This window comes from Snodgrassella alvi, from assembly GCF_002777745.1.
Lineage (GTDB): Bacteria > Pseudomonadota > Gammaproteobacteria > Burkholderiales > Neisseriaceae > Snodgrassella > Snodgrassella alvi_D.
The window spans coordinates 46,444-70,829 of the sequence record NZ_MEIO01000064.1 but is presented as its reverse complement, the minus strand read 5'-3'; the positions used below and the strand labels follow the sequence as shown (position 1 = coordinate 70,829).

The following is a 24,386-nucleotide window of genomic DNA, read 5'->3' as shown; positions in this document are numbered from 1 at the left end:
AGAAAGCTCGGCTATAAATGGAATCATAAACGTGTGTATCGGGTGTATTGTGAATTAAAGCTTAATCTCAGGGTAAAGCGTAAACAACGCATTCCTCCACGAAGCCCAGAAAGGCTATCAGCACCCAATAAACAAGGTGAATGCTGGTCAATGGATTTTATGAGTGACAGCAGTCGCAATCAACAGCGTTTTAGAACCTTCAATGTGATAGATGACTTTAATCGTGAGGCGTTAGGCATTGATATTGCGGTTAGTTTACCTGCTGGCAGGATTACCCGTTACCTAAATAAACTGGCCGAATATCATGGCTATCCACTCAAAATACGAGTGGATAATGGACCGGAATTTACCGGAAAAACATTCATCGACTGGGCAAAGTCACATGGTATAACCATAGATTATATTCAACCAGGTAGCCCATATCAAAACGGATATATTGAACGATTTAATCGCACCTATCGCACAGAGGTACTAGATTTATATCTATTTAATAATCTGGAACAAGCAAGAAAGGTAACCGAAGAATGGCTAACCATTTATAACACGGAAAGGCCTCATGAAGCATTAAATAATATGACGCCGATTGAATATAAAACCCTAAAACAAGCAGCATAATTTTCTACTTGAATCTTGTACTAAGTTTGGGGTATTTACAGAGCATCTTTAAAATCCAGCTTACCAGATACAGGAATTGTAAAAATATCAGTCTGATTAATTTTTAAAGATTGATTTGTAACTATTTGACCTAAAATAGTATCAATTCCAGCATCAAACATACCATTACGATTATTATCTTTAAAAGCAATAAGACTAATTCCGGGAGGAACATCCGCTTTACCAGTATTTGAAATAGTAACTCTGAGTGTACCGCTTACTTCTAAATTCTGCTGATCAGTATTAATGTATTTAGGATCAACAAAATCAATAACAAGATCTGCCAATTTTTCATCATTTAAATTATTAATTTCTGGTAATCTGATTTGACCCAAATCATTAATATGTTGTTGAAACATACTAATTTCAAAAGCGGTATAGCGATAATTCTTTCTGGTAAAAGTAAGTGATACAATTTCGTCATCAATATTTTCAAATAAAAATTCACCCGTTTTATCAGTTACTTTAACTGTAGTGATATTCTTTACGGTTGCTGCAATTACAACTTCAGACAAAGGTAGACCTGTGGCAGCGTCTACTACTATGCCTTTGATGGCAGTTTTTTCATTATTTCCTGTGTTACCTGGATTGTCAGATCCTGATTCGACATTCGCATGTAGTCCAACAGATAAAATATACTCTGAGCAATTATCAATTGTTGAATGTGTACTAGCTTCTTCATAACCGTCAATTGAAACATTGATATCAATTTCACCTGCTTTTAGACCATCAAATTTATAATTACCTTCAGCATTAGAATATATAGTTTTATTATTAGCACCAGTTATTGAAATTTTTGCCCCACAAAGTGGTTTGCCAGTTTGAGCATCGCTAATAATACCTTGAATAATTGAACCTGTAACAGCAGCCTCTTTATGTAATAAAATATCACCTAAATTAAACTCACCACTTCCAGTAATGGAAATCTGTATATCTTTTTTATCATACCCTTTAGATTTTATAATATATGTGTAAGAATTCTTTGTTAGATCGGTAAATTTAAATACACCATCTTTACCTGTAGTTTGTTGAATGCCATCATCCTGCTCAATAATTGCTCCCATTATGGGCAACATTGACTGGTCATCTAAAATTCTTCCACTTATCGTTGATTTATTTGGAACGGAATTCTGTTTTAATATCAAAGCTGGTGAAAAATCAACAATTTCCCCATCATTAACCACAATATCTGCAGATATAGTACGGTAATTATGGGCAATTATTGTAAGTGTGATTGTGCCAGGTTCCACGAGAGCATGATAATATCCATTATTTGTGGTAATAATCTGACCATCAGATAATGTGATATTTAAACCATCAATTGCAGTTCCTGTCTGCTGATCAGTAATAAAACCTTTAATAATTGAACTGTTAGATTTACGCTTTAATTGTACTGTGCCTAATTGAAAGGATTTTAGTTCTGAAATAATAATATTTTTAACAATTTCTGTATAACTGCTGAGAGAAAAACTTATCTGACTGTTACCCGTATTTTTTAATGGCAAAATAAATTCACCACTATTATCAGTCGAAGTGAACTGCCCTTGAAAACTAATATTTACACCAGCAAGAGGTTGTCTGCTTTCTGCATCAATAACTTTACCCTGTAATAATGGAGTTTCTGTATCTACCATTAAACCTATATTATTTAAAGCATGCAGCACCAATGCAGTAACATAAACATCTTCATCCCAATTTTTCTCATTATTCTGGGTAGAAACTAAATAATCAATTGCCTGTTTAATTTCGCTCAAATCATCTAAAGCAGGAAGAACAGCCAGTAACACTAACGCAGTATGATCAGTAAATGCCCAAACACCATCAATATTACGCTGTCCAAGTAGCCAGTCTACTCCTTGCTTTAAAATATTATTAATGTTATATACATTTTGGCATTCCCATAAAGCATTCATTGCTATAGCTGAACTATATACATCATTCTGGCCTAAATCATTACTCCAGCTTCCGTTAGTTTGCTGTTGAAAAGATAACCATGTAATTGCATTGTTTACTTCTTTACTTTTGATAAGTCCGGCTTTTACTAAGGCTTTTAATGCCCATGCAGTATCCAGTACAAAACTATCAAAACCTGCACTAAAACCAAATCCTCCATTTTGATTTTGGTAAGATTTGAGTTGTAACACCAAATCTGAATTATCTACTCCATACTCAGCGTTTGCGATAATTCGACGCGAAAGAGTTTCAGTATTATCATCATGAGATGTATTTAAATAAATAAGTGCTGATTCCTGACTAGAATCATTATTTAAGTTTATAGTATAAAAAGCATTTAAAGTCTCACTGGTAGACTGTACTGGTGAAGCTATATCATTCTCTGATGCATATGAACCATCATTATTTTGCTGCTGTTTTAACCATGCTACTGTCTCCTTAAAATTTATTTCATCCAAAAGGATATTATTTTTTTTGGGCATATAATTCATTTTAACAACCTATAAAAAAGTTAATCAATAAGATACAAATAGAATTATTAATTATGTCTAATTATTTTAAATTTAAGAACTAATCTATATAAATTCAATTTATAAATAAATTAATAAACCAATACACCTAATCTTTTTGTAAAAGTTTTTTATCGCTGATAGCTAGCTAAATCTTCTTTTAAAATTGATAAAATTTAAATGGGGTTTACCTAATAAGGTTATCAACTATGTCAATTCGTAAGACCAAACTTTTAAAATAACTCATAAAAAAGTTCCATTAAAACAAAAACCGGGTTCTTTCAACAAGAATCCGGTTTTAAAGATTAAAAATATTTTCAAGCAAATTTATATTAAACAAATATGCTTATTATAAGCGCAAAAAAGCTCCCTTTCGGGAACTTAACAAATCAGCTGTTTAAGGTTAAGCATACCTATATTTTGTTATTAATTATAAAGTATATTTTTGATTTGTCAATTGGGAAAACGAAAATATTTTTCAAATAGAGGTTGCTGCTTCATTTCCTGCCAGAAAAGCCACAAACTTTGCTCAATAGCCTGATTCCAATCTTTACTGGAATAGCGCCGGCGTTGATTGCGTTTGGCAGTATTCTGATTCTGACGTTTATATAAAGGGCTTAATTTGCAATATTTGCTTGATAAAGTAGAAAATGCTTCACGATTTTTGTAAAACAGGTTTCCCATTGTAATTTTTACCATATCATATACTTCCGGCTGATAAGTAGGATAAAGTGCTTGCTGATTGTTTTTGGCAGGAGTAGCAGCCTGATATTTCCATTCTATACTTCGGCAATGCCCTTTTTTGACAGTATCTCTCATACAGTACTCATAAGCACGCAATACATTTTCTGCCAGATCAACTTCTATTTTATAGTCTGTCATAGATACACCTTATCTAAGTGATGTGCTAAAAACATTTAAGTTATACTTAATAATTAAAGTAGTATTTAACTAAATGTGGACTTATCTCTGATTCGCTAATACCTTATAAATATAATCAGATTACATTTCTCTTTAACAAATATTTAGTAAAATCATATCTTTCCCCTTTATGGGCAGTAGCCGTGTATTTAAAAATCAAAACTTTAGCAAGTATAATATTGTAGTTTAATAAATATATTTCGCTATTAGCCTTATAAAAAATAGATATCAGTAAGTAAAAAGTATAATTACACATTAGAATAGGCATTATAATAAGCCATTAACTAATAAATTGCAATTCATTGCCTAATTATATTGCAACTAAATAAGATTAGGTAAAAACTAAGGATGATCATGTATACAGGTAAAAAACTAGGTGAGGCAATCAAATCTGCAATTGAACTCAAAGGCGTACGTAAGGCTGATGTGGCTCGCGCATTTGCCATAAAGCCACCTTCTGTAACCAGTTGGATTCAAACTGGCCGGGTTGACAAAGCGCATATTGATAAACTAGTCTCATATTTTGCTGACGTAGTACAGCCAGAGCATTTTGGTATTGGTTCATTTGAAGCTAACGAAATTCTGTTTAATGGTTACAAAGTACCCCTGCTGACGTGGGTAGATGCAGCTACACAAAGGGACAAAGAAGCTTTAACTGCAGCTGGCAATATTTGGGTTCCAACATTACGTAAGCCGGGAGCACAAGCATTTGCGCTGGAAATCAAAGGTGATAGTATGGAACCTGAATTTACACCGGGCGATAAAATTGTTGTTGAACCGGAACAGCCTGTACAACACGGCTGTTTTGTTGTTGTGCGTGAAAATGATAGCGAAGCCATGTTCAAGCAGTATATCCATGAGGGTAGCCATTACTATCTGAAACCACTGAATAACCGTTATCCGATTATTGAAATGTCCCAACACTTTCATATATGTGGTGTAGTAGTAGAAAAATTTAAAATATATATTTAATTCGCTGTATATAATTAGGATTGATTGTTGACCTGATATAAAGGAACTGCAACATTGATTGGATATAATAGCCATCTGGCTGGTTGTTATCATAATGATGCTGTAAGTTTGGTCTAATTATGCTTTATAAAGTTGTATCAAATCAATAGTGATTTCAATTGTTTTGTTTATGTTACTTTAAACAAATAATAAATAATTTAAAGGCAGTACTGAATACCAGTACTGCCTTCCTGTTCCTTTGTAATGAATATTAATAACGTCTGCTTCTAACTAGTTGTGCCTTTCGCTTCAGATACACCAACGCGCCAAAACCGCTCCAGATATGCACCAAACGAGTAAACGGGAAAATCACAAATACGCTCATACCCATAAACAGATGTAATTTAAATATCGGGTCAACATGAGCAATGATATTGGCTGCACCACTTCTAAAAGTAACAATATGCTGCGCCCATTGCATCAGACTTATCATTTCTTCCCCATCCAGATGGTGAGCAGAAACATGAATCGTACCCAACCCTAAACAGAGTGTTATCAGCAGCCAAATTAAAACCAGCTTGTCACGCCAGCTACTGTTAGCCAGCAGGCGCGCGCAACCGAAACGGCGAAAAATGAGCATCAGCAGACCAATTAAAGCCAGAGTACCCATACTACCGCCAGCAATCATGGCTGTAAGCTGTTTGGTTTCATGACTGATTCCAAGCGTATCCCAGACAATAACTGGTGTCAGTAGTCCGATCAGATGGCCAAAAAACAACCCAAGCACACCAATGTGAAACAAAATATTACCAACACGTAATAGACGTGGATACAGCAGCTGGCTGGATTCGGATTTCCAAGAATACTGGTTAGTATCGAAACGAATCAAACTGCCCAGAAAAAAAATACTGGCGGCAATATAAGGATAAATGCCGAAAATGAATTGATTAAGATAATACATGCTGTCTCCCGGCTTAACTAAGTTTTTTGTTGCGGAAAAATTGCACTTCCTGCACTGACGGCTGGTTTAATAAGGGTTCCAGCCCCTCTGCAGTGGGACCAAATTTTTCCAAAGCTTCATCCATATTGCGCACAGGTGCTGCCTGTAACGGTTCTGGAGCTACGGGTGATAAAGCCACGACTGCATCCATTACCGGAGCATAAACAGACTGATTTTTATGTAGATTTTCCGCAATATAACCAATCACATGCACCGCATCAGCCAGCAAATTCTGAGCTTCCTGAATTTCAATACTGGACAGAAACTCCAAAAATAAAGGCAGATAATCCGGCAATTCATTATTTTCCGGTTCCAGCCCACGTAACTGATACTCAGCCAGCAGATCTACCATTGCCTGTCCACGGGCACGGTCTTCGCCATGCAGATGTTCAAACAAATGCAAGGCATGGTGGCGACTGCGATCAAAAGTATCAACATACACTTCTTGCAGGCTGATTTCATCGTGTGTGCGCAAATAAGCAAAGAATGGCTGTAAGGCAGCAGCTTGCTCAACCGTAGCCTGCATACTGACAGCATTGGATAGCTCTTCAATATGGTTCAGCCATTCTTGCCGCGGATAACTAAGTAAAATGGATAAAATCTTATACATTTTCATCCTCTTAAACTGACTCACGTTCATTTTTCTTGCGCAAACCATGAAAAACAATCGGCGCAGCTTTGCGGGTACCAAACAGACTTTCCCTGCTATGGCCATTGTGGCAGCCATCACCAAAAGAGAAACCGCAGCTTGCTTTTTCTTCAAATGTATTGCTCACCAATTCTTTATGCGCACTAGGAATAACAAAACGATCTTCATAATTCGCAATGGCCATAATCTGGTACATTTCTTCGATTTGAGTAGCAGTGAGTCGATGACCGGATAATTCCTGTAATGCCTGTTCGTCTGAGTAAATCGATTTACTACGCATGTATTTACGCATATCAATCATGGTTTGCAAGGCATTCACAATCGGTTCAGTTTTACCGGCAGTAAGCAGATTAGCCAAATACTCAAGCGGAATACGCATATCCTTGATTTCCGGAATTAAGCCATTTTCCCCGATTACGCCAGATTCAACTGCTGACTGAATTGGTGATAGCGGTGGGATATACCACACCATCGGCAAAGTACGGTATTCAGGATGAAGTGGAAATGCTACTTTCCACTCAACTGCCATTTTATAAACCGGTGAATTTTGCGCAGCCTGTATCCAGTCAGCCGGAATACCCTGAGCCAGCGCTTCCTTGGCAATTTCTGGATCATTCGGATCGAGGAAAATATCCAATTGCTGCTCATATAAATCCTGCGGATTTTCGACTGCCGCGCTTTCACTGATACGGTCAGCATCATAGAGCAATACACCAAGATAGCGGATTCGGCCAACACAGGTTTCCGAGCAGATGGTTGGCTGCCCGCCTTCAATGCGTGGATAGCAGAAAATACATTTTTCCGCTTTGCCAGCTACCCAGTTATAGTAAATCTTTTTATACGGACAACCAGATACACACATACGCCAGCCACGACATTTATCCTGATCAATCAGAACAATCCCGTCTTCTTCGCGCTTATAAATAGAACCAGACGGACAACTGGCCACACAGGCAGGATTAAGACAATGCTCACATAAGCGTGGCAGATACATCATAAAGGTATTTTCAAAAGCAGCGTAAATATCTTTCTGAATCCCATCGAAGAGTTTATCTTTTGACCGCTTCGCAAACTCACCACCCAAATCATCTTCCCAATTTGGTCCCCATTCGATTTTATCCATTTTCTGCCCGGTTAATACCGAAACCGGCCGCGCTGTAGGCGGCGTCTGCATCAGTGGTGCTTTTTGCAGATGCTCATAATCATAGGTAAATGGTTCATAATACTGATCGATCGCAGGCATATTTGGATTAGCAAAAATATTTGCCAATATTTTCAGACGATTGCCCTGCTTCAGTTTCAGCTTGCCAGAACGTTCACGTACCCAGCCACCTTTGTACTGTTCCTGATCTTCCCAGTTTTTCGGATATCCTATACCTGGCTTGGTTTCTACATTATTAAACCATGCATATTCCACCCCATCGCGACTGGTCCAAACATTTTTACAAGTCACAGAACAAGTATGGCAGCCAATACACTTGTCCAGATTCAACACCATTCCAATTTGTGCACGTATTTTCATGATTGTATTCCTTACTTATTCTGCCACCGGGGTTTTAGCTGGTTGATCCAACCAATCCACCTTGTTCATTTTGCGTACCACCACCAGCTCGTCACGGTTGGTGCCCACCGTGCCGTAATAATTAAAGCCCCATGAAAGTTGCGCATAGCCACCAATCATATGAGTTGGCTTCATCACCACCTTAGTGACAGAATTATGAATACCGCCACGTTTGCCAGACAGTTCTGAACCGGGCACATTAACGATTTTTTCTTGTGCGTGGTACATCAGAATCATGGTTTCCGGTACACGCTGGCTCACTACCACACGAGCGGTTAAAGTACCGTTCACATTGAATACTTCTACCCAGTCGTTGTCCTGCAAACCTGCGCGTTTGGCATCAATTTCAGATACCCAGACATGCGGACCACCACGAGATAAAGTCAGCATACGCAGATTGTCAGAATAGGTACTGTGAATACCCCATTTCTGGTGCGGAGTGATGAAATTGAGCACAATTTCCGGATTGCCATTACTGTAATGGCCTTGTACATTCAGCGTAGTTTTCAGATCAACCGCTGGACGATAGGAAACCAACCCCTCACCAAACAGTCGCATCCATTTATGATCCTGATAAAACTGCTGGCGGCCGGTAAGCGTACGCCACGGTATCAATTCGTGCACGTTGGTGTAACCAGCGTTATAGCTGACTTTTTCGCTTTCCAGACCAGACCACGTAGGCGAAGAAATAATTTTGCGTGGCTGCGCCTGCACATCGCGGAAGCGAATGGCATCATCTTCACGTGCGATCGCCAGATGAGTATGGTCGATACCAGTATTTTTAGATAAAGCTTCCCAAGCTTTAACTGCTACATGACCATTAGTTTCCGGCGCCAGCGTCAGAATCATTTCTGCTGCATCAATAGCACTGTGCAGCTTCGGTTGCCCTTTGGCGACCCCCTCATGCTGGGTATTGTTCAGCTTGCGCAATAAATCAACTTCTGCTGCGGTCTGCCAGCTAATGCCCTTACCACCATTACCGATTTTTTCCAGTAATGGGCCTACAGAAGTAAACTTGTCATAAATCGCGCCATAATCACGTTCCACTACCGTCATTTTCGGCATGGTTTTGCCCGGCACAGGTTCACACTCACCCAGTTTCCAATCTTTAGGGTCAAACGGTTGAGCCAGCTCTTCCGGACTATCATGCATCAATGGTGTTAATACCAAGTCCTTGCGTACGCCTAGATAATCTTTCGCCGTTTCTGAAAAAGCCTTGGCCAGACCCCGGTAAATATCCCAATCAGTCTTGCTTTCCCATAATGGCTTCACCGCTTCGCTCATAGGATGGATAAACGGATGCATATCCGAAGTATTCAAATCATCCTTCTCATACCAAGTAGCTGTTGGCAACACAATATCGGCATACAAACAGGTAGTAGACATACGGAAATCCAGCACAGTAAGCAAATCCAGCTTACCTTCAGCCGCCGGACGTACTTGCACATCAATCGGCATAATGGCAGTGCTTTCATCACTCATCAGCGCATTTTGAGTACCAAGCAGATATTTAAGGAAATACTCATGCCCCTTGCCGGAAGAACCAAGAATATTCGAGCGCCATACAAACAGATTGCGCGGGAAATTCTGCGGATTATCCGGGTCATTACATGCCATATCCAGCGTGCCAGATTTCATCTGCTCAACAGCAAAAGCAATCGGATCTTTACCTTGAGCTTCCGCATCACGGGTTACATCCAGAGGATTGCGTGCCAGCTGTGGTGCCGAAGGCAGCCAGCCCATACGTTCAGCTTTTACATTAAAATCCAGCTGACTCATATTTGCCATCTGTCCAGCATGAGTGGGTGCGATCACTTCGGCCATACTCAGCTTTTCATGACGCCACTGACTGGTATGCGCATAAAAGAAAGACGTGCCATTCATCTGTCGTGATGGCCGGTTCCAGTCGGCTGCAAACGCTAAAGGTGCCCAGCCAGTTTGTGGACGCAATTTTTCCTGTCCTACATAGTGACACCAGCCACCACCACTCTGACCGATACAGCCACACATCATCAGCATATTAATAATGCCGCGGTAGGCCATATCCATGTGATACCAGTGATTTAGACCAGCACCCACAATCACCATACTGCGTCCATGCGTTTCATGCGCATTCTGAGCAAACTCACGTGCAACCTGAATCACCAACTCCGGTTTGACACCGGTATGTTTCTGCTGCCATAGCGGTGTATACGGTACATCAGCCATATAATCATCAGTAACACCATCACCACCAAAACCACGGTCAATACCATAATTAGCACACATCAAATCAAATACAGTGGTTACCAGAATCTGTTCGCCATCCGCATTAGTAATCTGCTTGACCGGAATATTTTTCACAAGCACTTCAGCTGCATCTTCACCACCAAAGTAGTCAAAAGATACACCCATAATTTCATCATAATTCTTATCAAGAGAAATCAGTGCTTTAATTTCAGAGCTATCAGATTTTTCTGCACGCAGATTCCATTTACCCTGCTCACCCCAGCGGAAACCAATTGACCCTTTCGGTGCAACAATATCGCCAGTATTTTCATCAATTACCAGCGTCTTCCATTCAGGATGATTACTTTCATCCAACCCACCGGAAATCTGGCTGGCTCTCAGGAAATAGCCGGGCAACAAACGACCATTATCCTGATTCAGAACCACCAGATTGGGCATATCAGTCAAACGACGACAGTAATCGACAAAATATGCCGATGGATTTTGCAAATGGAATTCTTTCAGAATTACATGCCCCATCGCCATCGCCAGTGCCGCATCCGTACCCTGCTTCGGTGCCATCCAGATATCACTGAATTTCACCATTTCACCATAATCTGATGAAACCGCTACTGTTTTCGTTCCCTTGTAGCGTACCTCAGTATAAAAGTGCGCATCAGGCGTACGCGTCATCGGTACATTAGAACCCCACACCATCAGATAATTAGCGTTATACCAGTCAGCAGACTCTGCTACATCAGTCTGTTCGCCCCATGTTTGCGGACTGGATGGTGGCAAATCACAATACCAGTCATAAAATGACAATGGTACGCCGCCAATCAGACTCAAATAGCGTGACCCAGCAGCATAGCTCACCATCGACATTGCCGGAATCGGCGAGAAACCCATTACACGGTCAGGACCAAACTCCTTAATCGTAAAAGCATTGGCCGCAGCAATAATTTCATAAGCCTCACTCCAGTCCAGACGCACAAAGCCACCCAGACCACGCTGAGATTTATATATTTTCGCCGACTCAGGATTCTGGGTAATACTTTGCCAAGCCTCAATCGCTCCCATACTCTGGCGTCTTTCCCGCCACATTCGCAGCAAAGATGCACGGATCATCGGATATTTCACCCGTTGTGCTGAATACACATACCAGCTATAAGATGCACCGCGCGGACAGCCGCGTGGTTCGTGATTAGGCAAATCAGCACGGGTGCGTGGATAATCCGTCTGCTGCATTTCCCACGTAATCAGCCCGTTTTTCACAAAAACGCGCCAGCTACACGAACCCGTACAATTCACCCCATGAGTAGAACGTACTATCTTGTCATGCTGCCAGCGCTGGCGATAAGCATCTTCCCATTCACGCCCTTCTGCCACCACTGCACCATGTCCAGCAGAAAAAGTTTCTTTGGTTTTACGTAAAAAATTCAGTCTGTCTAAAAAATGGCTCATGAATTTGTGCTCCATAAAGGCCGCAGCCTCAAACAGTTTCTTATTGATTTATACTTCTCAATGCCATCAAAACAATGGCATAATTACAGCAAACTAGCAGCGTGTCATAGATTGTTTACGTACATAAAACCAGTAATTAATCAGCAGACAGCTCACATAGAAAACTATAAAACCCCATAACGCCATTGATGCACTACCAGTAGCTTCAATCGAAGACCCAAAACTTTTCGGAATCAGAAAACCGCCATAAGCACCAATCGCACCCATAAAACCCAACACCGTAGCTGATTCCTTAGTTGCGTGTACTTCAGCCTCTTTAACATTTCCATGCAGATTACGGTGAAACAACGAGAAAATACGTGGCGCCTGCGCATAAGTCGAACCATTACCAATACCACTAAACGCAAACAACAACATAAAGCTACAAAAAAAGCCTACAAAATTGCCTGCATTTCCGCTCATTGGCTGAAACACCAGCACACCAATTACCCCCACGATCATCATCACATAACTGATTTCAGTTAACTTCGCAGCGGACATACGGTCAGACAGCCACCCACCCACTACACGCAGCACCGCCCCCACAAACGGCCCCAGAAAAGCCAGCTTAATTGCATCAACATGTGGGAAAGAACGAGTAATCAGTAAAGGGAAAGCAGCAGAAAAACCAATAAATGAACCAAACGTACCCACATACAACCAGCACAGAATCCAGTTATGCAAACGTTTAAAGATAACTGCCTGCTCCTTCAGTGAAGCATTCAGGCTGCCGATATCATCCATACCAAACCATGCAGCCAGCGTACTAAGCACAATAAACGGCACCCAGATAAAACCAGCATTTTGCAGCCATACCTGCGTACTTCCCTGTGGCGTGGTAATCGTCTGTGCCTCACCGCCCAGCACACCAAACAGACAAGTAGTGATCGCCAGCGGTACCGCAATCTGTACAGCAGAAACACCCAGATTGCCTAAACCAGCATTAACACCCATCGCCTGGCCTTTTTCAGCTTTCGGAAAAAACAAACTGATATTTGACATAGAAGAACTAAAATTCGCACCACCGAAACCACATAGCAGAGCCAGTACAAACATCGTACTATAGGAAGTATCTGGATTCTGGACCGCAAAACCCAATCCCAGCGCAGGGATCAACAAACTAGCAGTAGAAATCGTCGTCCACTTGCGTCCCCCGAAAATCGGTATCACAAACGAATAGAAAATCCGCAAAGTTGCCCCGGATAGCGCCGGTAACGCTGCCAGCCAGAACAGTTCATTACTGCTGTATTTAAAGCCCACCTGAGGCAACTTCACCACCGTTACACTCCACACCTGCCAGATAGCAAATGCCAGTAACAGTGCAGGAACCGAAATCCATAAATTCCTGCGTGCCACCGCACGACCGCCAGCCTGCCAGAACTGCTTGTCTTCCGGCCGCCAGTCTTTCAAAACCTTACCCATACTAACCTCACATTATTGATGCTTCTGTTTTTTTAATGAAAAATGCATCCAGATTAAACTGATACATACCGTACCAAACATCAGCATAAACGAACTGGAACGTATCCCTGTCCAGTCAACCAACACCCCGAACATAATCGGCAGCAGAAAACCACCCAGACCACCGGCCAGACCCACTACACCAGATACTGTGCCCATATCCTCTGGAAACTCATCGGAAATAAACTTGAATACCGAAGCCTTACCAATCGCCAGTGCCACCCCTACAACAAACAACAACACCGTAAACACAGTCGCATTTAAACCAATATGCATATCCAGATGGCCACTTACCGTACGAATAGACATCTGTGTCTGCGGATAGGACAGCAGAAAGAATGCCACCCAACATACCCACATCACCGCCCAAGTCACCTTATAGGCACCATACTTATCCGATAGCCAGCCACCAAAAGCGCGCAGCACACCACCGGGCAACGAAAAACACGCCGCCAGCAACGCCGCCTGCGTCAGATCAAACCGATATTCATTAACGTAATAGCTCACCATCCACAGCGAAATACCCACATAGCCGCCAAACACCACCGAATATAGCTGGCTGTATTTCAATACCTGCGGATTTTTCATCAGGAGAAGCTGTGCCTTCAGACTTGGCTGTTTAGCATTAGCAGCCTTAGGCTCCGGATAGCTGAAAAACCAGAACAGCACCGTAATTACCAGCAGAATCACCGCATATACCCGCGGTACAACCTGCCAGCAGCCATAAGCTGTAATCAGCACCGGTGCCAGGAACTTGTTCAGTGCCGCACCAGCATTACCGGCACCAAAAATCCCCATTGCCAGCCCCTGCCGCTCCTTGCGAAACCATTTGGCCACATACGGCGTGCCCACTGAAAACGAACCGCCTACCAAGCCCAGCCACAATGCAATCCACAAAAACTGGCTATACGTATGCGCATATTCCAGTAACCATACCGCCGGCACACACACCAGCATCACCAGAAAAAACACAATACGGCTACCAAAGCGGTCAGCCCAGATACCCAGCGGCACCCGAATCAGCGAGCCCGACAATACCGGCATCGCCGTCAGCAAACCAAACTCCGTTTCATTCAGGTGCAATTGCTGCTTGATAGGTAAACCCAGTACCGCAAACACCATCCAGATCATGAAACAAGTCACAAACGAAATCGTGCTGGATGTAAGCACAGTTACCGACTTCCTGACTTCAGAATCCATCCCGCCACTCCCAAAAATAACTTAGCCTAGTGTACGGAATCATCCCTGCATATCCCATTAGCCATCAGAGGCAGAAGCAGTAACCCAAAAGAACAAGCCCACATAAGCAAAATGGCCTATTGACAAAATCAACAGGCCATATGCACACTCAAAAATTCTACAACTACCACACAACAACTACCCCATAACTACTTATCCATACCGTGCTCAACCGCATACACCGCAGCCTGCACCCTGCTTACCACATTCAGCTTGCGCAGAATATTCTGCACATGCACCTTCACCGTACTTTCCGTAACCTCCAGATTACGGGCAATCAGCTTATTACTGTTGCCACGCGCCAGCCAGCGCAGAATTTCCCGTTCCCGCGGCGTTAACGGTTCCTTTACCTCATCAGCAACTTGTTCCTGCTGGCGTAACTGCGTAACTAATTTGCTGGTCATCTCTGGCGACAGCACACTATCCCCATTAATCGCCTTCTCAATACTATCCAGCAGAAACTCAGTATCTATATTTTTCAGCAGATAACCACGCGCACCCAGTCGCATACATTCCACCAGATCACTACCATCCTCCGATACCGTCAGCATCAGTACCACCTGTTGCGGATTATGACTTATCATCTGCGGTAGCGCTTCCAGCCCGCGCATCACCGGCATATCCAGATCCAGCAGTACCGCATCCGGTTTTAACTGCTGCTGCATCTTCACACCCTCCAGCCCGTCTGTTGCCTCACCCACCACCTCAAAACGCGCACAGCTATCAATCAACGCACACAAACCACGCCGGAACAACGTATGGTCATCTACAATCAGAATCCGGTATTTTTTCCCTTCAAGCATCATCAACTTCCTAAAACAATTACTCCTGCGTATGAATATACTGGCGTGGCACCATCAACTCCACACACGCCCCACACTCCGCCCGTGCAAAAATCCTCAATTGCCCATTAATCTTGCCGGCACGCTCTTTCATAATATGAATACCCACATGCCCCTGCTGCTCCTTCAGCACCAGCGTATTCTCAGCAAAACCTACACCATTATCCTCAATCCACAGATTCAGCCGGTCAGCCATATATACCAGTCGTACCCGTACGGTATCGGCCTGCGCGTGTTTGCGCACATTCGACAAAGCCTCCTGCACAATAAACACCACCTGCAACTGCACATCCGACTCCACCTCATATACATCCCCTTCCACCAACCAGTCCACCGCAATATCTGTCTGCTGCTCAAAACGCTTCATCACCCCCTGCAACGAACTGATCAGCCCCTCTGACACCAGTCGTACCCGGAAATTCGACAACAACTCACGCACATCATCATAACACTGCTGAATACCTTCATGAATAAAATCCAGCGTTTGCGCCGCCTGCTGCTCCTTCTGCTCCGAAAGCGCCTTTTCAAGCACCTGTACCTGCATATTCATAAATGACAGCGACTGCGCAATACTGTCATGCAAACCCTGCGCCATCAGATTACGTTCCTCCAGAATCGCCATCTGCTTATCCAGCTCATTCAGGCGCATACTCTCAATCGCAATCCCGAACTGGCTGCATACCGTCGAAATCAGACGCTGATTTTCCTCACTCAGCGTAAACGGCACCTGCGCAAACAGATGTAGCATACCAATCTCATCTTCTACAGACTTCACCGCAAAAGTTAAACAAAATGGTAAAGCCTGCCGCATCTGGCAACAACCATCATTTGCAGCATGAATCACCAATTGCTGATGCATCACCGCTTGCCCGGATTGCAGTAACTGCGCACAGTGTCCACCATCACAACGATAATCACGGAACCTGTCTACCTGTTCTTCCGTCAACCCGTCTGAACCGGCTACCTCCAGCATATGCGAATGACGGTTCCTTAACTGCACCACACATGCATCAGCCCCACTGAATGCCTTCATCTTATGCATAAACACCTGCACCAGCACCGAAAGATCATGTTGCTCCTGAAACAGCGACGTCATAGCATACAACACCGCCAGCTCACGATTACGTTTCACTACCGCCTGAGTCTGTTCAGCCACCCGGTTTTCCAGCGTGTCATATACCTCATACAACTTTGCTGCCATCAGATTAAAACCATCAGCAACCTGCCCGAACTCATTAGCCGTACCAAGCTGCAAGCGCGTATCAAAATAGCCTTTCCCAATCTGACTAATCCCCTGATTCAAACGCAGCAACGGCACAATCACCAAATGATGTAGCAGCACCAGCGAAACAATTGCCGATACCACCGCCATCACAAGCAATAATGCCTGCAACCAGCGCAGCAACTGAATATTATGCGTATTATCCTGCTCAATCAGCAGCACTAACTGATCAATTACCGCAGTAAACTTCTGCGCCTGCGCCAGAAATGCCGCATCGCCTAACCTGCCCTGCAAATATGCCTCACGATCATTCAAAAAATCCTGCAACTGAGCCTCAACCCTAACCACTTGTGCCCGTAACTGCCGATGACGCCAGCCATTAACAAATCCGGCCTCATGCAGCTGGCGCAAATGACCAAGAATTGCCTCAAACTGGCGCTGCTCATGCACAAACTGCTGTTCTGCTCCCGGTGTTTTCGTCACCAGCACCATATAAAACACCCGCTTGCGCAAACTGCCAGCTTCATTGATCGCCATTCCCAGCTCCTCCAGCCGCCATGACGTATTCAGCGACAACCCCACAAGACTGGTAGCCAGAAACAGCCAAATCGTAATCATGACCACCAATACCCGTGAAAGCTTTTGCCCACGTAAGAACGAGCGATCAAATTTTTGCCATAGATTTTTCATAACACCTGATTTCATTGATTGACAGCAATATAACTGAAAATTTAGAATGCAGTATTGATAATTTTTTAAATTATCTGATAAATTTTGTTTAAAACACAAAAATAGTTTAGCTTTATAAGCTCAATTGCAAGATTTATATCTATAAAGCATAAGAAGCAGTATTATGCCTCATACATACAGTCAAAGAATGGGTATATTAAAACATAATGGAAAGTTTATGGTTAAAGGATATACAGGTAAAGGTATTGGAAAAATATTAACACTAATATTTTTAGGGCTACTCCCTACTCTTTCTTATGCAAAAGCAACTGGTTGTCATTCTTGGCCTATGAATATGGCCGAAGTCTGGATGCAAAATACTGAAATTGTTGATATCCCGAGTTTAGATGAATCAAAAACTAAAATAAAATTATTAGCCTTAGGAAAAAAGAAAAAGGGATTATATACACAAATTTATCATTTTGTTTTTTATGATAGAAAAGGAAACTCATACGAAGTAATTACAAAGAATGAAGCTTCTGATGATGAATGCTCAATGAGTGATGTAGATAGCTATTTAATATCTAAAAGCCATATCCATTAATATATAATACATAAATCATTCAGGAAAGATGTACATTAGCGTCTAAAAATATGAGACAGTAATGATAGAAAAATTAAGGTAATAGAATGAAAAAATTAAATTTAATTTTATTAGGATTACTTCCAATCATGTCTTTTGCCAAAGCACCTGATTGCCACAACTGGCCAATGAATATAACTAAAGGTTGGTTGAAAAATGCTAATATAACTGATATCTATAATTTAGATGAATCAAAAACAAAAATAACCCTCCTAGCTTCAGAAAAAACGAAAAAAGATTTATATATACAAATTTACCATTTTGTATTTTTCGATAAACAAGGGAATACTTACGAAGTAATTACCCAAAATAAAGCTTCACATGAAGAATGTTCAATGAGTCAGGTAAATAGCTATTTAATATCAAAAAGTCGTATTTTATATTAAAATATTAATACTAATACTTATCAAATTGAGGAGATAACAAAATGAAAAAACTTTCATTAATAATATTATTAAACATATGCCCCATCCTATCCTTTGCAAAAAGTCCTGATTGCCATTCTTAGCTCACAAATATGACATTTGATTTTTAGTCACATTTTTCATATTTAACTCCTCAGTGGGTCAATAGAAAGAACTTTATATATGAGTTGTATCCTAACTATGAGGTACTTACACAATTAGTCTTTTCTAGTTATAAAGTTATGCATTGTTTTGACTTTAGATATCATTATTAGACTGCCTATTTGTTTATATGTAATCTGTATTCAAGCAGTGATTTTTGTAATAATTTTATTCCTAGAATAATATTCTCATTAGTCAAACTAGTATAATTTAATCTAATTTGGTCTTTATACTCTCCTTTAGTAGAGAACGTTTCACCCGGAATAAAAGCAACTTTATTTTTTATTGCATAGGGCAATAAATCCATTGAAGAAGTATTTGGTATCTTTATCCATATAAACATCCCACCATTACTTGGGTATACAATTACGTCTTTATCCATATATTCATTTATAGAATCAATCATTATTTTTCTTTTTTCTGCATAAGAATTCCGAATATTGATAATATGATCTGTTATATCGAACTTGTTTAAATACTTGTTGAGTATTACTTGAGAAAAATAATTGGTATGAAGATCAGAAGCTTGTTTTGCTACAATTAGTTTTTCCATTATTTTTTCAGGTGAGATAATCCAACCTAGCCTAAAACTGGGTGCAAAAACTTTGGAAAATGATCCTAAATATATAACATTATCAGGAGCTAATGAGAATACAGACCTTGTCGGTTGTTCGTTATAATTCAATTCACCATACGGATCATCTTCAACCATTATTTGATCGTGTTTTATTAATAATTCTGCTAGTTTTTTTCTTTTTTCTATAGAATAACTAATGCCTGTAGGATTTTGGAAGTTGGGAATCCCATAAAAGAACTTAGGATCTTTACTTTCAATTGAATAATTTAATTCATCAAGATTAATTCCATCAAAGGACATACTAATCTCATTGAAGCAAGGACTATATAAATTAAATGCTTGAATAGCACCTAAATAGCTTGGACTTTCAATTAAAATATTATCATTTTTATTTATAAATATTTTCCCCACTAAATCTAATGCCTGTTGTGATCCCGATACAATCAGCACTTGTTCTGGAGTAACACTACAACCATGTTTGAGAGAGAATGTATCAGCAATCCATTGCCGTAAACTATATAAACCTTCCGTTGTCGTATATTGGAAAAGAGTATTACCATACTCCTCAAAAATATCTAGAGTGGCCGACTTTATATGATTTTTAGGAAATAAATTTGCATCAGGCAACCCACCTGCAAAGGAAATCATGTCTTTAACCGCAGTAAGTTTTAAAATCTCCCTGATAAAAGATGGATTTGAGTTGCTTAAGGCTTCAGAGAATTTGTAGTTTTTTTCTTCTGTCATCGTATAACCTCAAAAGAAAATATATAGAAATGAAATAGCTTCTAATAACATCATAGCAGGTAATATACTTTTGAATTGATTTTTATTAAATATTGAATAAAGCCACATCCAGTACCCACATTACACAACGGTTTAAGCTCTTTGCGTAACGCAAATAATTCATTTTTTTCTGAAGGTTAATCATCTTTAGACTTAAATAAACCACTTTTACTAGATTGATTTATCCAGCGGTCTGAAACAGATAGTGTCAGATCATATCTTTGACCAAATTATTGCGTGATTTCCCTTGCAGATAAAGAATCTTATAAAGAGAAAAATAGTTATCAGTATAAAACCTTTAAAAGATTAAATTAGCTGATTTTGAGACCCACAAGCTAATGCTTTTTGGGTATTAGGCTTGGAGCAAGCATCATATATTTTATGATCAACGATCACAAAGAAGAAAAGAAATTTAAAGATAATAGCCACATAGAGTAGCCTTACACAATCAGGCAAACAATAACATTATTCTGAATCGACAAATTGCAAACTGCTAAAATTAATTATCTGAATACTCTCACTGACTCATCACCATCAAAAGTGGTTGAAAAGCGAATATAGCCCACTTCTTTCAGCTTACATAACAACTCATAAGCAATAATAAAATCTGTAGACTTATTTTCAACTATCTGAATTTGCAAGGCTTGTACACGTGGTTCGTATTTTAAAAGAGTAAAAGTTATATACTTTTGCAACAAAGACAGGCTGGAGGGTAAATGACGATAAATGATGCTCAAATCCGGTAGCCCATAATCAGGGATATGTTTAACACTACCGCGACGTGTATTCAGAATGCGTTCAATATTATTCATCACACTATAGATATAGCGCTCTTTAGGGTCGAGGCTATCAAACAGAACATCTCCAGAAAAATTTAAAGTAATTTTTTCCAATATAGACGCATTAATCATAATAAAATTATTTACACTTCCCAGAATAAAAACCATTATTTCAGCCTAGTTATTTAACTAAACTGAGCGTATTTTAGTAGATAGCAAAACAACATGTTCGATAGCACTCAGGTAAAGCATTACTTTTTAGCCTCAGGCAATATATTTTTTACCTTTTTTCCTATTTTATCCTGAGCTTTCTGTTGGCCTTGCTGTTGTAATTTATCCATCGGTTCCTGCATAGCTTGCTGAGCCTTTTTCGCAAGCTTTGCCTGTTTTTTCTGCTCTTTTGATGCCTTTTTCTGTGCCTTTTCCACCTGTTTTTGCTGCTTGAGTAGACCTTTAACCTGCTTTTTAGGTTTCAACTGAGCTTGAGAGGCATCTACCAAAATGTAATTGTCGCTAAACAACTTCAACTTATTTACAGGAATCGATATCTTCCATGTTTGATCATCAGCTTCAGGTTTATTGAAGAAAAATACTAAACCCACATATTGTGTTTTATTATCAATATCTCCTCTTATATTCTGCGTATCAAAAGGATAGATCACACGTATATCCTTTTTAATCAACTCCTCAGCCAGAACATCATCTGCATTGGTAAGTAAATCATAATAGCTGGCCTGATTAAACAGATCATCACTGCGTAATTGATATATAAACATTCTAAAAGTATTTTGCTGCGATTTATCAGTCTGATTTAAAAGAGACGCTGAAACCACCCGAAAATTATAATGATAATGTTTCAACTCAACCGCTTCTTTACCTGCTTTACGCACATCCTCATATCCTTGTTGTAATAACCCACAACCGGATAATCCCGTTAACAAAATTAGCACAAACAACAAACGAAAATTCATCTACAACACCCCCAGAAAAATCGAAAACTGCATACCAGCTTCCGGCTGACCTACAGTGACGCCAGCACTTAGCTGCTGCGGTGTAGTACCATTTAATTTTGCCAACGGTAACAATTCTGCACTGATTCTGACTACCAGTTCAACATCCAGACTACAACCAACATATTTCTTGACCAGAGTTTGTAAAATCATCCGCACTGGTTGATTTTCATACAATAAATTCAATATTGAATAATTATTTAACTTTACAAATATTCTTATACGGCTATTGGCATCATACAGAAATCTGCCCAGAACTGCATTTTCAAATGCAATACCTGTACCCATTGATAGCTGAGGAACCGGATATTTAACAGGAACAAACTCTTCTATAACTACTTCACTGGCAGCAGGAATAACATAATGTACAATTTCTTTTAAACCAAAAGTATTTTTATTTTTCTTATTTAAATTTTTAAGGACGCCCAGATAATAGCGCGGATCAATATCAAGAGAACGGCGACCATGAATCAAAGTCAGCAATGCCTGTGAAAGACGATCAGAAGCATTCGGGCGATACTGGAATTCATAATGAAAACGTTTCCATACCTGATAGAACATAGCTATCAGACGATGATGGAACATATCAAGAAAAGCCGTCAAATTTTCCATGCCATCTTTTTTTTCAGCACATTCAGCAATAAGCCAATTAGGCATTACCCCATCTGTACCAATTAATCCCATAAAAGTAGTAAATACTACTGGTAACTTATAGTCATAAACTGATTCAGGTAGAGCCTGCTTAAGCTCACTGGCTGGAAAACCAAGATATGGCCAAGCGCAAAACTGCAAAGTCAAATCACTGGTACTCTGCAAATCAGGTACACGTAAATTAACCTGATGCGATTCCAGCAAATAGCAAAACTGAAAAAAATTATATGCTTCTGGAGCCAGCAGCAAGCGATTAAACAAACCGGCATTCATTAAATTTTTTCATCCACATTTATTGGCCAACTTAAAGTAATAGCCTCCGGCTGTAATATTACATTTACTTTAATGGCTAAATTGAGCTGAGCATATGCAATCAAGTAACGATTTAATACATAGCCAAATAAGGCTGCATCTGCTTCATTAATAAATCCTGTACTATCCAGTTCAATATTAATTACCAGACACCTAATCATCATACCCTGATGCATAATATGTTTAATTTCACTCTGAACCGAAGTGATGGCAGCTATATTTTTTTCATTTGCAGCGGCTGTAGACCAGTTAAGTAAGCGCAAACTATTTTTCAGCGTCCCAGTATCAAGCGTAGCCAGATAATTATTACTCATCTCAAATAACAACTGCCATTGCTGATTCTTATAATCAGGTGGGTAATGCAAAGCTGTCGGTACCATTACCATTTGAGCGTCTTTTACTCCCAAAACAGGAGAATGCAGGCTTAACTTTTTATTATATTTAGTGATCTGGCGAGGTAAATTACCATTAGCTCCTAAAATACTGATAGAAAAGATTTCCTCTTCATCTACCTGCATTTCACCACTAAAGCTAATAAAACTATCGTATTTATTTCCGATACCTTGCCGCGTACGGATATAATAATAAGGATTATCCTGCTCAAGAATACTTAACTCACGTTTGCCATGCCTGAATTCATTAAAAGGCAAATAACGCTTTCTATTGCCATTAATCTTACTAAATGATTCTACTTCAGTTACAGCGCATACATTAACCTGCTCTGAAGCCGAAAACATAGGAGACAATCTATATTCAGTATGCAAATGAGAACGCACTACCGGCTCAGCCTCCAAATCAAACAGATTGATAACAGGCACACAAAATAACTTTAAATATTCGCGGTTAAAAACCAATTCTAATGGAAAATGACGTTGCAAATGACAATTTACCAATAGCTCATGTTTATCATTATCAAAATCTTTCCCGCTCAGTCCCTTTAATTCAAAAAACAGAAACTTTTCTTTAAACAGAAAATATTCCATCAATAAATCGTGTTCACCAGCTTGTCTCTGCTGCAACCAAGTTATTGAATCAGAATCAAAATGTGCACGCTGCAATGTTAACTTATCGTTTACAGAGATATAATTTTCATCCGTAGTGATCTGCGCCAGATGATTTATTAAATAATGATAAATACTCAATCTGGTTTCTATTTCACCAACAAGATGAAACTTAAGCGAAAACTGATCTGGCAGACAAATATTCTGACCGGCATCACTTTGACGTAATTGCAAACGCAATTGAATAATAGATTGCCCTAAATCATTATAAACCAGACGAAAATCACCTACATCAACAGGATAAATATCAACTGCCTGTGTTGTCCGGTATTCACAAGAAATGCCAGTGTTTGAATCAACCGCAGTCTGCAATTTCAATCCGGCCGGAATATGCTGATCATTGGTATAAATCTGTTTATTCAGCATCAATTGTACTATCGACATCGAAGCAACAGGTTGAAGATGATGCGGCCATAACAACGCCAGAGCACTTTCTGTCAATTCCGGCATATCGTCATCGATTTTCTGATACAGCTTTGCTGTTAAAAAAGCAAACCCCTCAAATAAGCGTTCTACCATCGGATCCCGTTCAAGAGAATCCTGCATTTTCAAATACTGCGCAGCATCAGGATGAGCCTCTGCAAAATCCTGCCCGGCTTCTTTCAGATAGCGCATTTCCGCTTCATAATAACGCAGAATATTGTCTTTTTTATCCATATCTA

19 protein-coding genes are annotated in these 24,386 nt (G+C 40.1%); 4 read left to right on the top strand and 15 right to left on the bottom strand.

All coding sequences use genetic code 11. The features are described from left to right. On the top strand, positions 1-615 hold a 615-nt coding region (locus BHC51_RS11800), incomplete at its 5' end, for an IS3 family transposase (RefSeq protein WP_143558853.1). A 35-nt stretch (positions 616-650) separates the two neighbouring features. On the opposite strand, the gene BHC51_RS11795 is transcribed toward BHC51_RS11800, so the two are convergent. Together BHC51_RS11795 and BHC51_RS11790 are read right to left on the bottom strand one after the other, a co-directional pair. Next, positions 651-3,098 carry a carboxypeptidase regulatory-like domain-containing protein gene (locus BHC51_RS11795; RefSeq protein ID WP_100154120.1) on the bottom strand — a complete coding sequence of 816 codons (2,448 nt, stop codon included), beginning with the start codon at positions 3,096-3,098 and terminating at the stop codon, positions 651-653. Between the two features lie 471 nt (positions 3,099-3,569). Further along, complete coding sequence (locus BHC51_RS11790; protein WP_100154119.1) at positions 3,570-3,998, bottom strand: hypothetical protein; 429 nt, start codon at positions 3,996-3,998, stop codon at positions 3,570-3,572. A gap of 393 nt (positions 3,999-4,391) precedes the next feature. On the opposite strand from BHC51_RS11790, the gene BHC51_RS11780 reads away from it, so the two are divergent. Next, positions 4,392-5,009, top strand: coding sequence for a LexA family protein (locus tag BHC51_RS11780; RefSeq protein WP_180296504.1), 618 nt, complete (start codon positions 4,392-4,394; stop codon positions 5,007-5,009). A gap of 250 nt (positions 5,010-5,259) precedes the next feature. On the opposite strand, the gene narI is transcribed toward BHC51_RS11780, so the two are convergent. The 8 genes from narI to BHC51_RS11740 form a co-directional block, all read right to left on the bottom strand. Beyond that, on the bottom strand, positions 5,260-5,949 hold the full coding sequence (gene narI, locus BHC51_RS11775) for a respiratory nitrate reductase subunit gamma (RefSeq protein WP_100123758.1): 690 nt from the start codon (positions 5,947-5,949) through the stop codon (positions 5,260-5,262). Between the two features lie 13 nt (positions 5,950-5,962). After that, entirely contained in the window at positions 5,963-6,598 is a 636-nt protein-coding gene (gene narJ / locus BHC51_RS11770; protein WP_257381738.1) for a nitrate reductase molybdenum cofactor assembly chaperone, read from the bottom strand. Between the two features lie 10 nt (positions 6,599-6,608). Continuing rightward, entirely contained in the window at positions 6,609-8,159 is a 1,551-nt protein-coding gene (gene narH, locus BHC51_RS11765; RefSeq protein WP_100154116.1) for a nitrate reductase subunit beta, read from the bottom strand. A 15-nt stretch (positions 8,160-8,174) separates the two neighbouring features. Then, positions 8,175-11,870, bottom strand: a complete 3,696-nt coding sequence (locus BHC51_RS11760) for a nitrate reductase subunit alpha (RefSeq protein WP_100154115.1) — start codon at positions 11,868-11,870, stop codon at positions 8,175-8,177. A 93-nt stretch (positions 11,871-11,963) separates the two neighbouring features. After that, complete coding sequence (locus tag BHC51_RS11755) at positions 11,964-13,331, bottom strand: NarK family nitrate/nitrite MFS transporter (RefSeq protein WP_100100615.1); 1,368 nt, start codon at positions 13,329-13,331, stop codon at positions 11,964-11,966. A 12-nt stretch (positions 13,332-13,343) separates the two neighbouring features. Further along, entirely contained in the window at positions 13,344-14,570 is a 1,227-nt protein-coding gene (locus BHC51_RS11750) for an MFS transporter (RefSeq protein WP_100100614.1), read from the bottom strand. Positions 14,571-14,758: 188 nt separating this feature from the next. Then, complete coding sequence (locus BHC51_RS11745; RefSeq protein ID WP_100154124.1) at positions 14,759-15,412, bottom strand: response regulator; 654 nt, start codon at positions 15,410-15,412, stop codon at positions 14,759-14,761. Positions 15,413-15,431: 19 nt separating this feature from the next. Next, positions 15,432-17,363, bottom strand: coding sequence for a histidine kinase (locus BHC51_RS11740; RefSeq protein WP_180296503.1), 1,932 nt, complete (start codon positions 17,361-17,363; stop codon positions 15,432-15,434). A 217-nt stretch (positions 17,364-17,580) separates the two neighbouring features. Between BHC51_RS11740 and BHC51_RS11735 the strand changes: the two genes are divergently transcribed. Both BHC51_RS11735 and BHC51_RS11730 read left to right on the top strand, forming a co-directional pair. Further along, complete coding sequence (locus BHC51_RS11735) at positions 17,581-17,946, top strand: hypothetical protein (protein ID WP_100154123.1); 366 nt, start codon at positions 17,581-17,583, stop codon at positions 17,944-17,946. A gap of 86 nt (positions 17,947-18,032) precedes the next feature. Continuing rightward, positions 18,033-18,371, top strand: a complete 339-nt coding sequence (locus BHC51_RS11730) for a hypothetical protein (RefSeq protein ID WP_100154113.1) — start codon at positions 18,033-18,035, stop codon at positions 18,369-18,371. A 298-nt stretch (positions 18,372-18,669) separates the two neighbouring features. Here the strand turns inward: BHC51_RS11730 and BHC51_RS11725 are convergent, their stop codons facing one another. The 5 genes from BHC51_RS11725 to tssF form a co-directional block, all read right to left on the bottom strand. Continuing rightward, positions 18,670-19,872: an aminotransferase-like domain-containing protein gene (locus BHC51_RS11725; protein WP_100136058.1), complete on the bottom strand. Its 1,203-nt coding sequence runs from the start codon at positions 19,870-19,872 to the stop codon at positions 18,670-18,672. Between the two features lie 542 nt (positions 19,873-20,414). After that, positions 20,415-20,804 (bottom strand): type VI secretion system baseplate subunit TssE, encoded by a 390-nt coding sequence (gene tssE / locus BHC51_RS11720; protein ID WP_180296502.1) that lies wholly within the window; start codon positions 20,802-20,804, stop codon positions 20,415-20,417. 137 nt (positions 20,805-20,941) lie between these two features. After that, the gene (tssJ, locus tag BHC51_RS11715) at positions 20,942-21,661 is read right to left on the bottom strand and encodes a type VI secretion system lipoprotein TssJ (protein ID WP_100154112.1); all 720 of its coding nucleotides are present in this window, start codon (positions 21,659-21,661) and stop codon (positions 20,942-20,944) included. Beyond that, positions 21,662-22,624, bottom strand: a complete 963-nt coding sequence (locus tag BHC51_RS11710) for a type VI secretion system baseplate subunit TssG (protein ID WP_100136060.1) — start codon at positions 22,622-22,624, stop codon at positions 21,662-21,664. Further along, positions 22,624-24,381 (bottom strand): type VI secretion system baseplate subunit TssF, encoded by a 1,758-nt coding sequence (tssF, locus tag BHC51_RS11705; RefSeq protein ID WP_100154111.1) that lies wholly within the window; start codon positions 24,379-24,381, stop codon positions 22,624-22,626. The genes BHC51_RS11710 and tssF overlap by 1 nt, the downstream gene beginning before the upstream one ends. Positions 24,382-24,386: the final 5 nt, after the last annotated feature.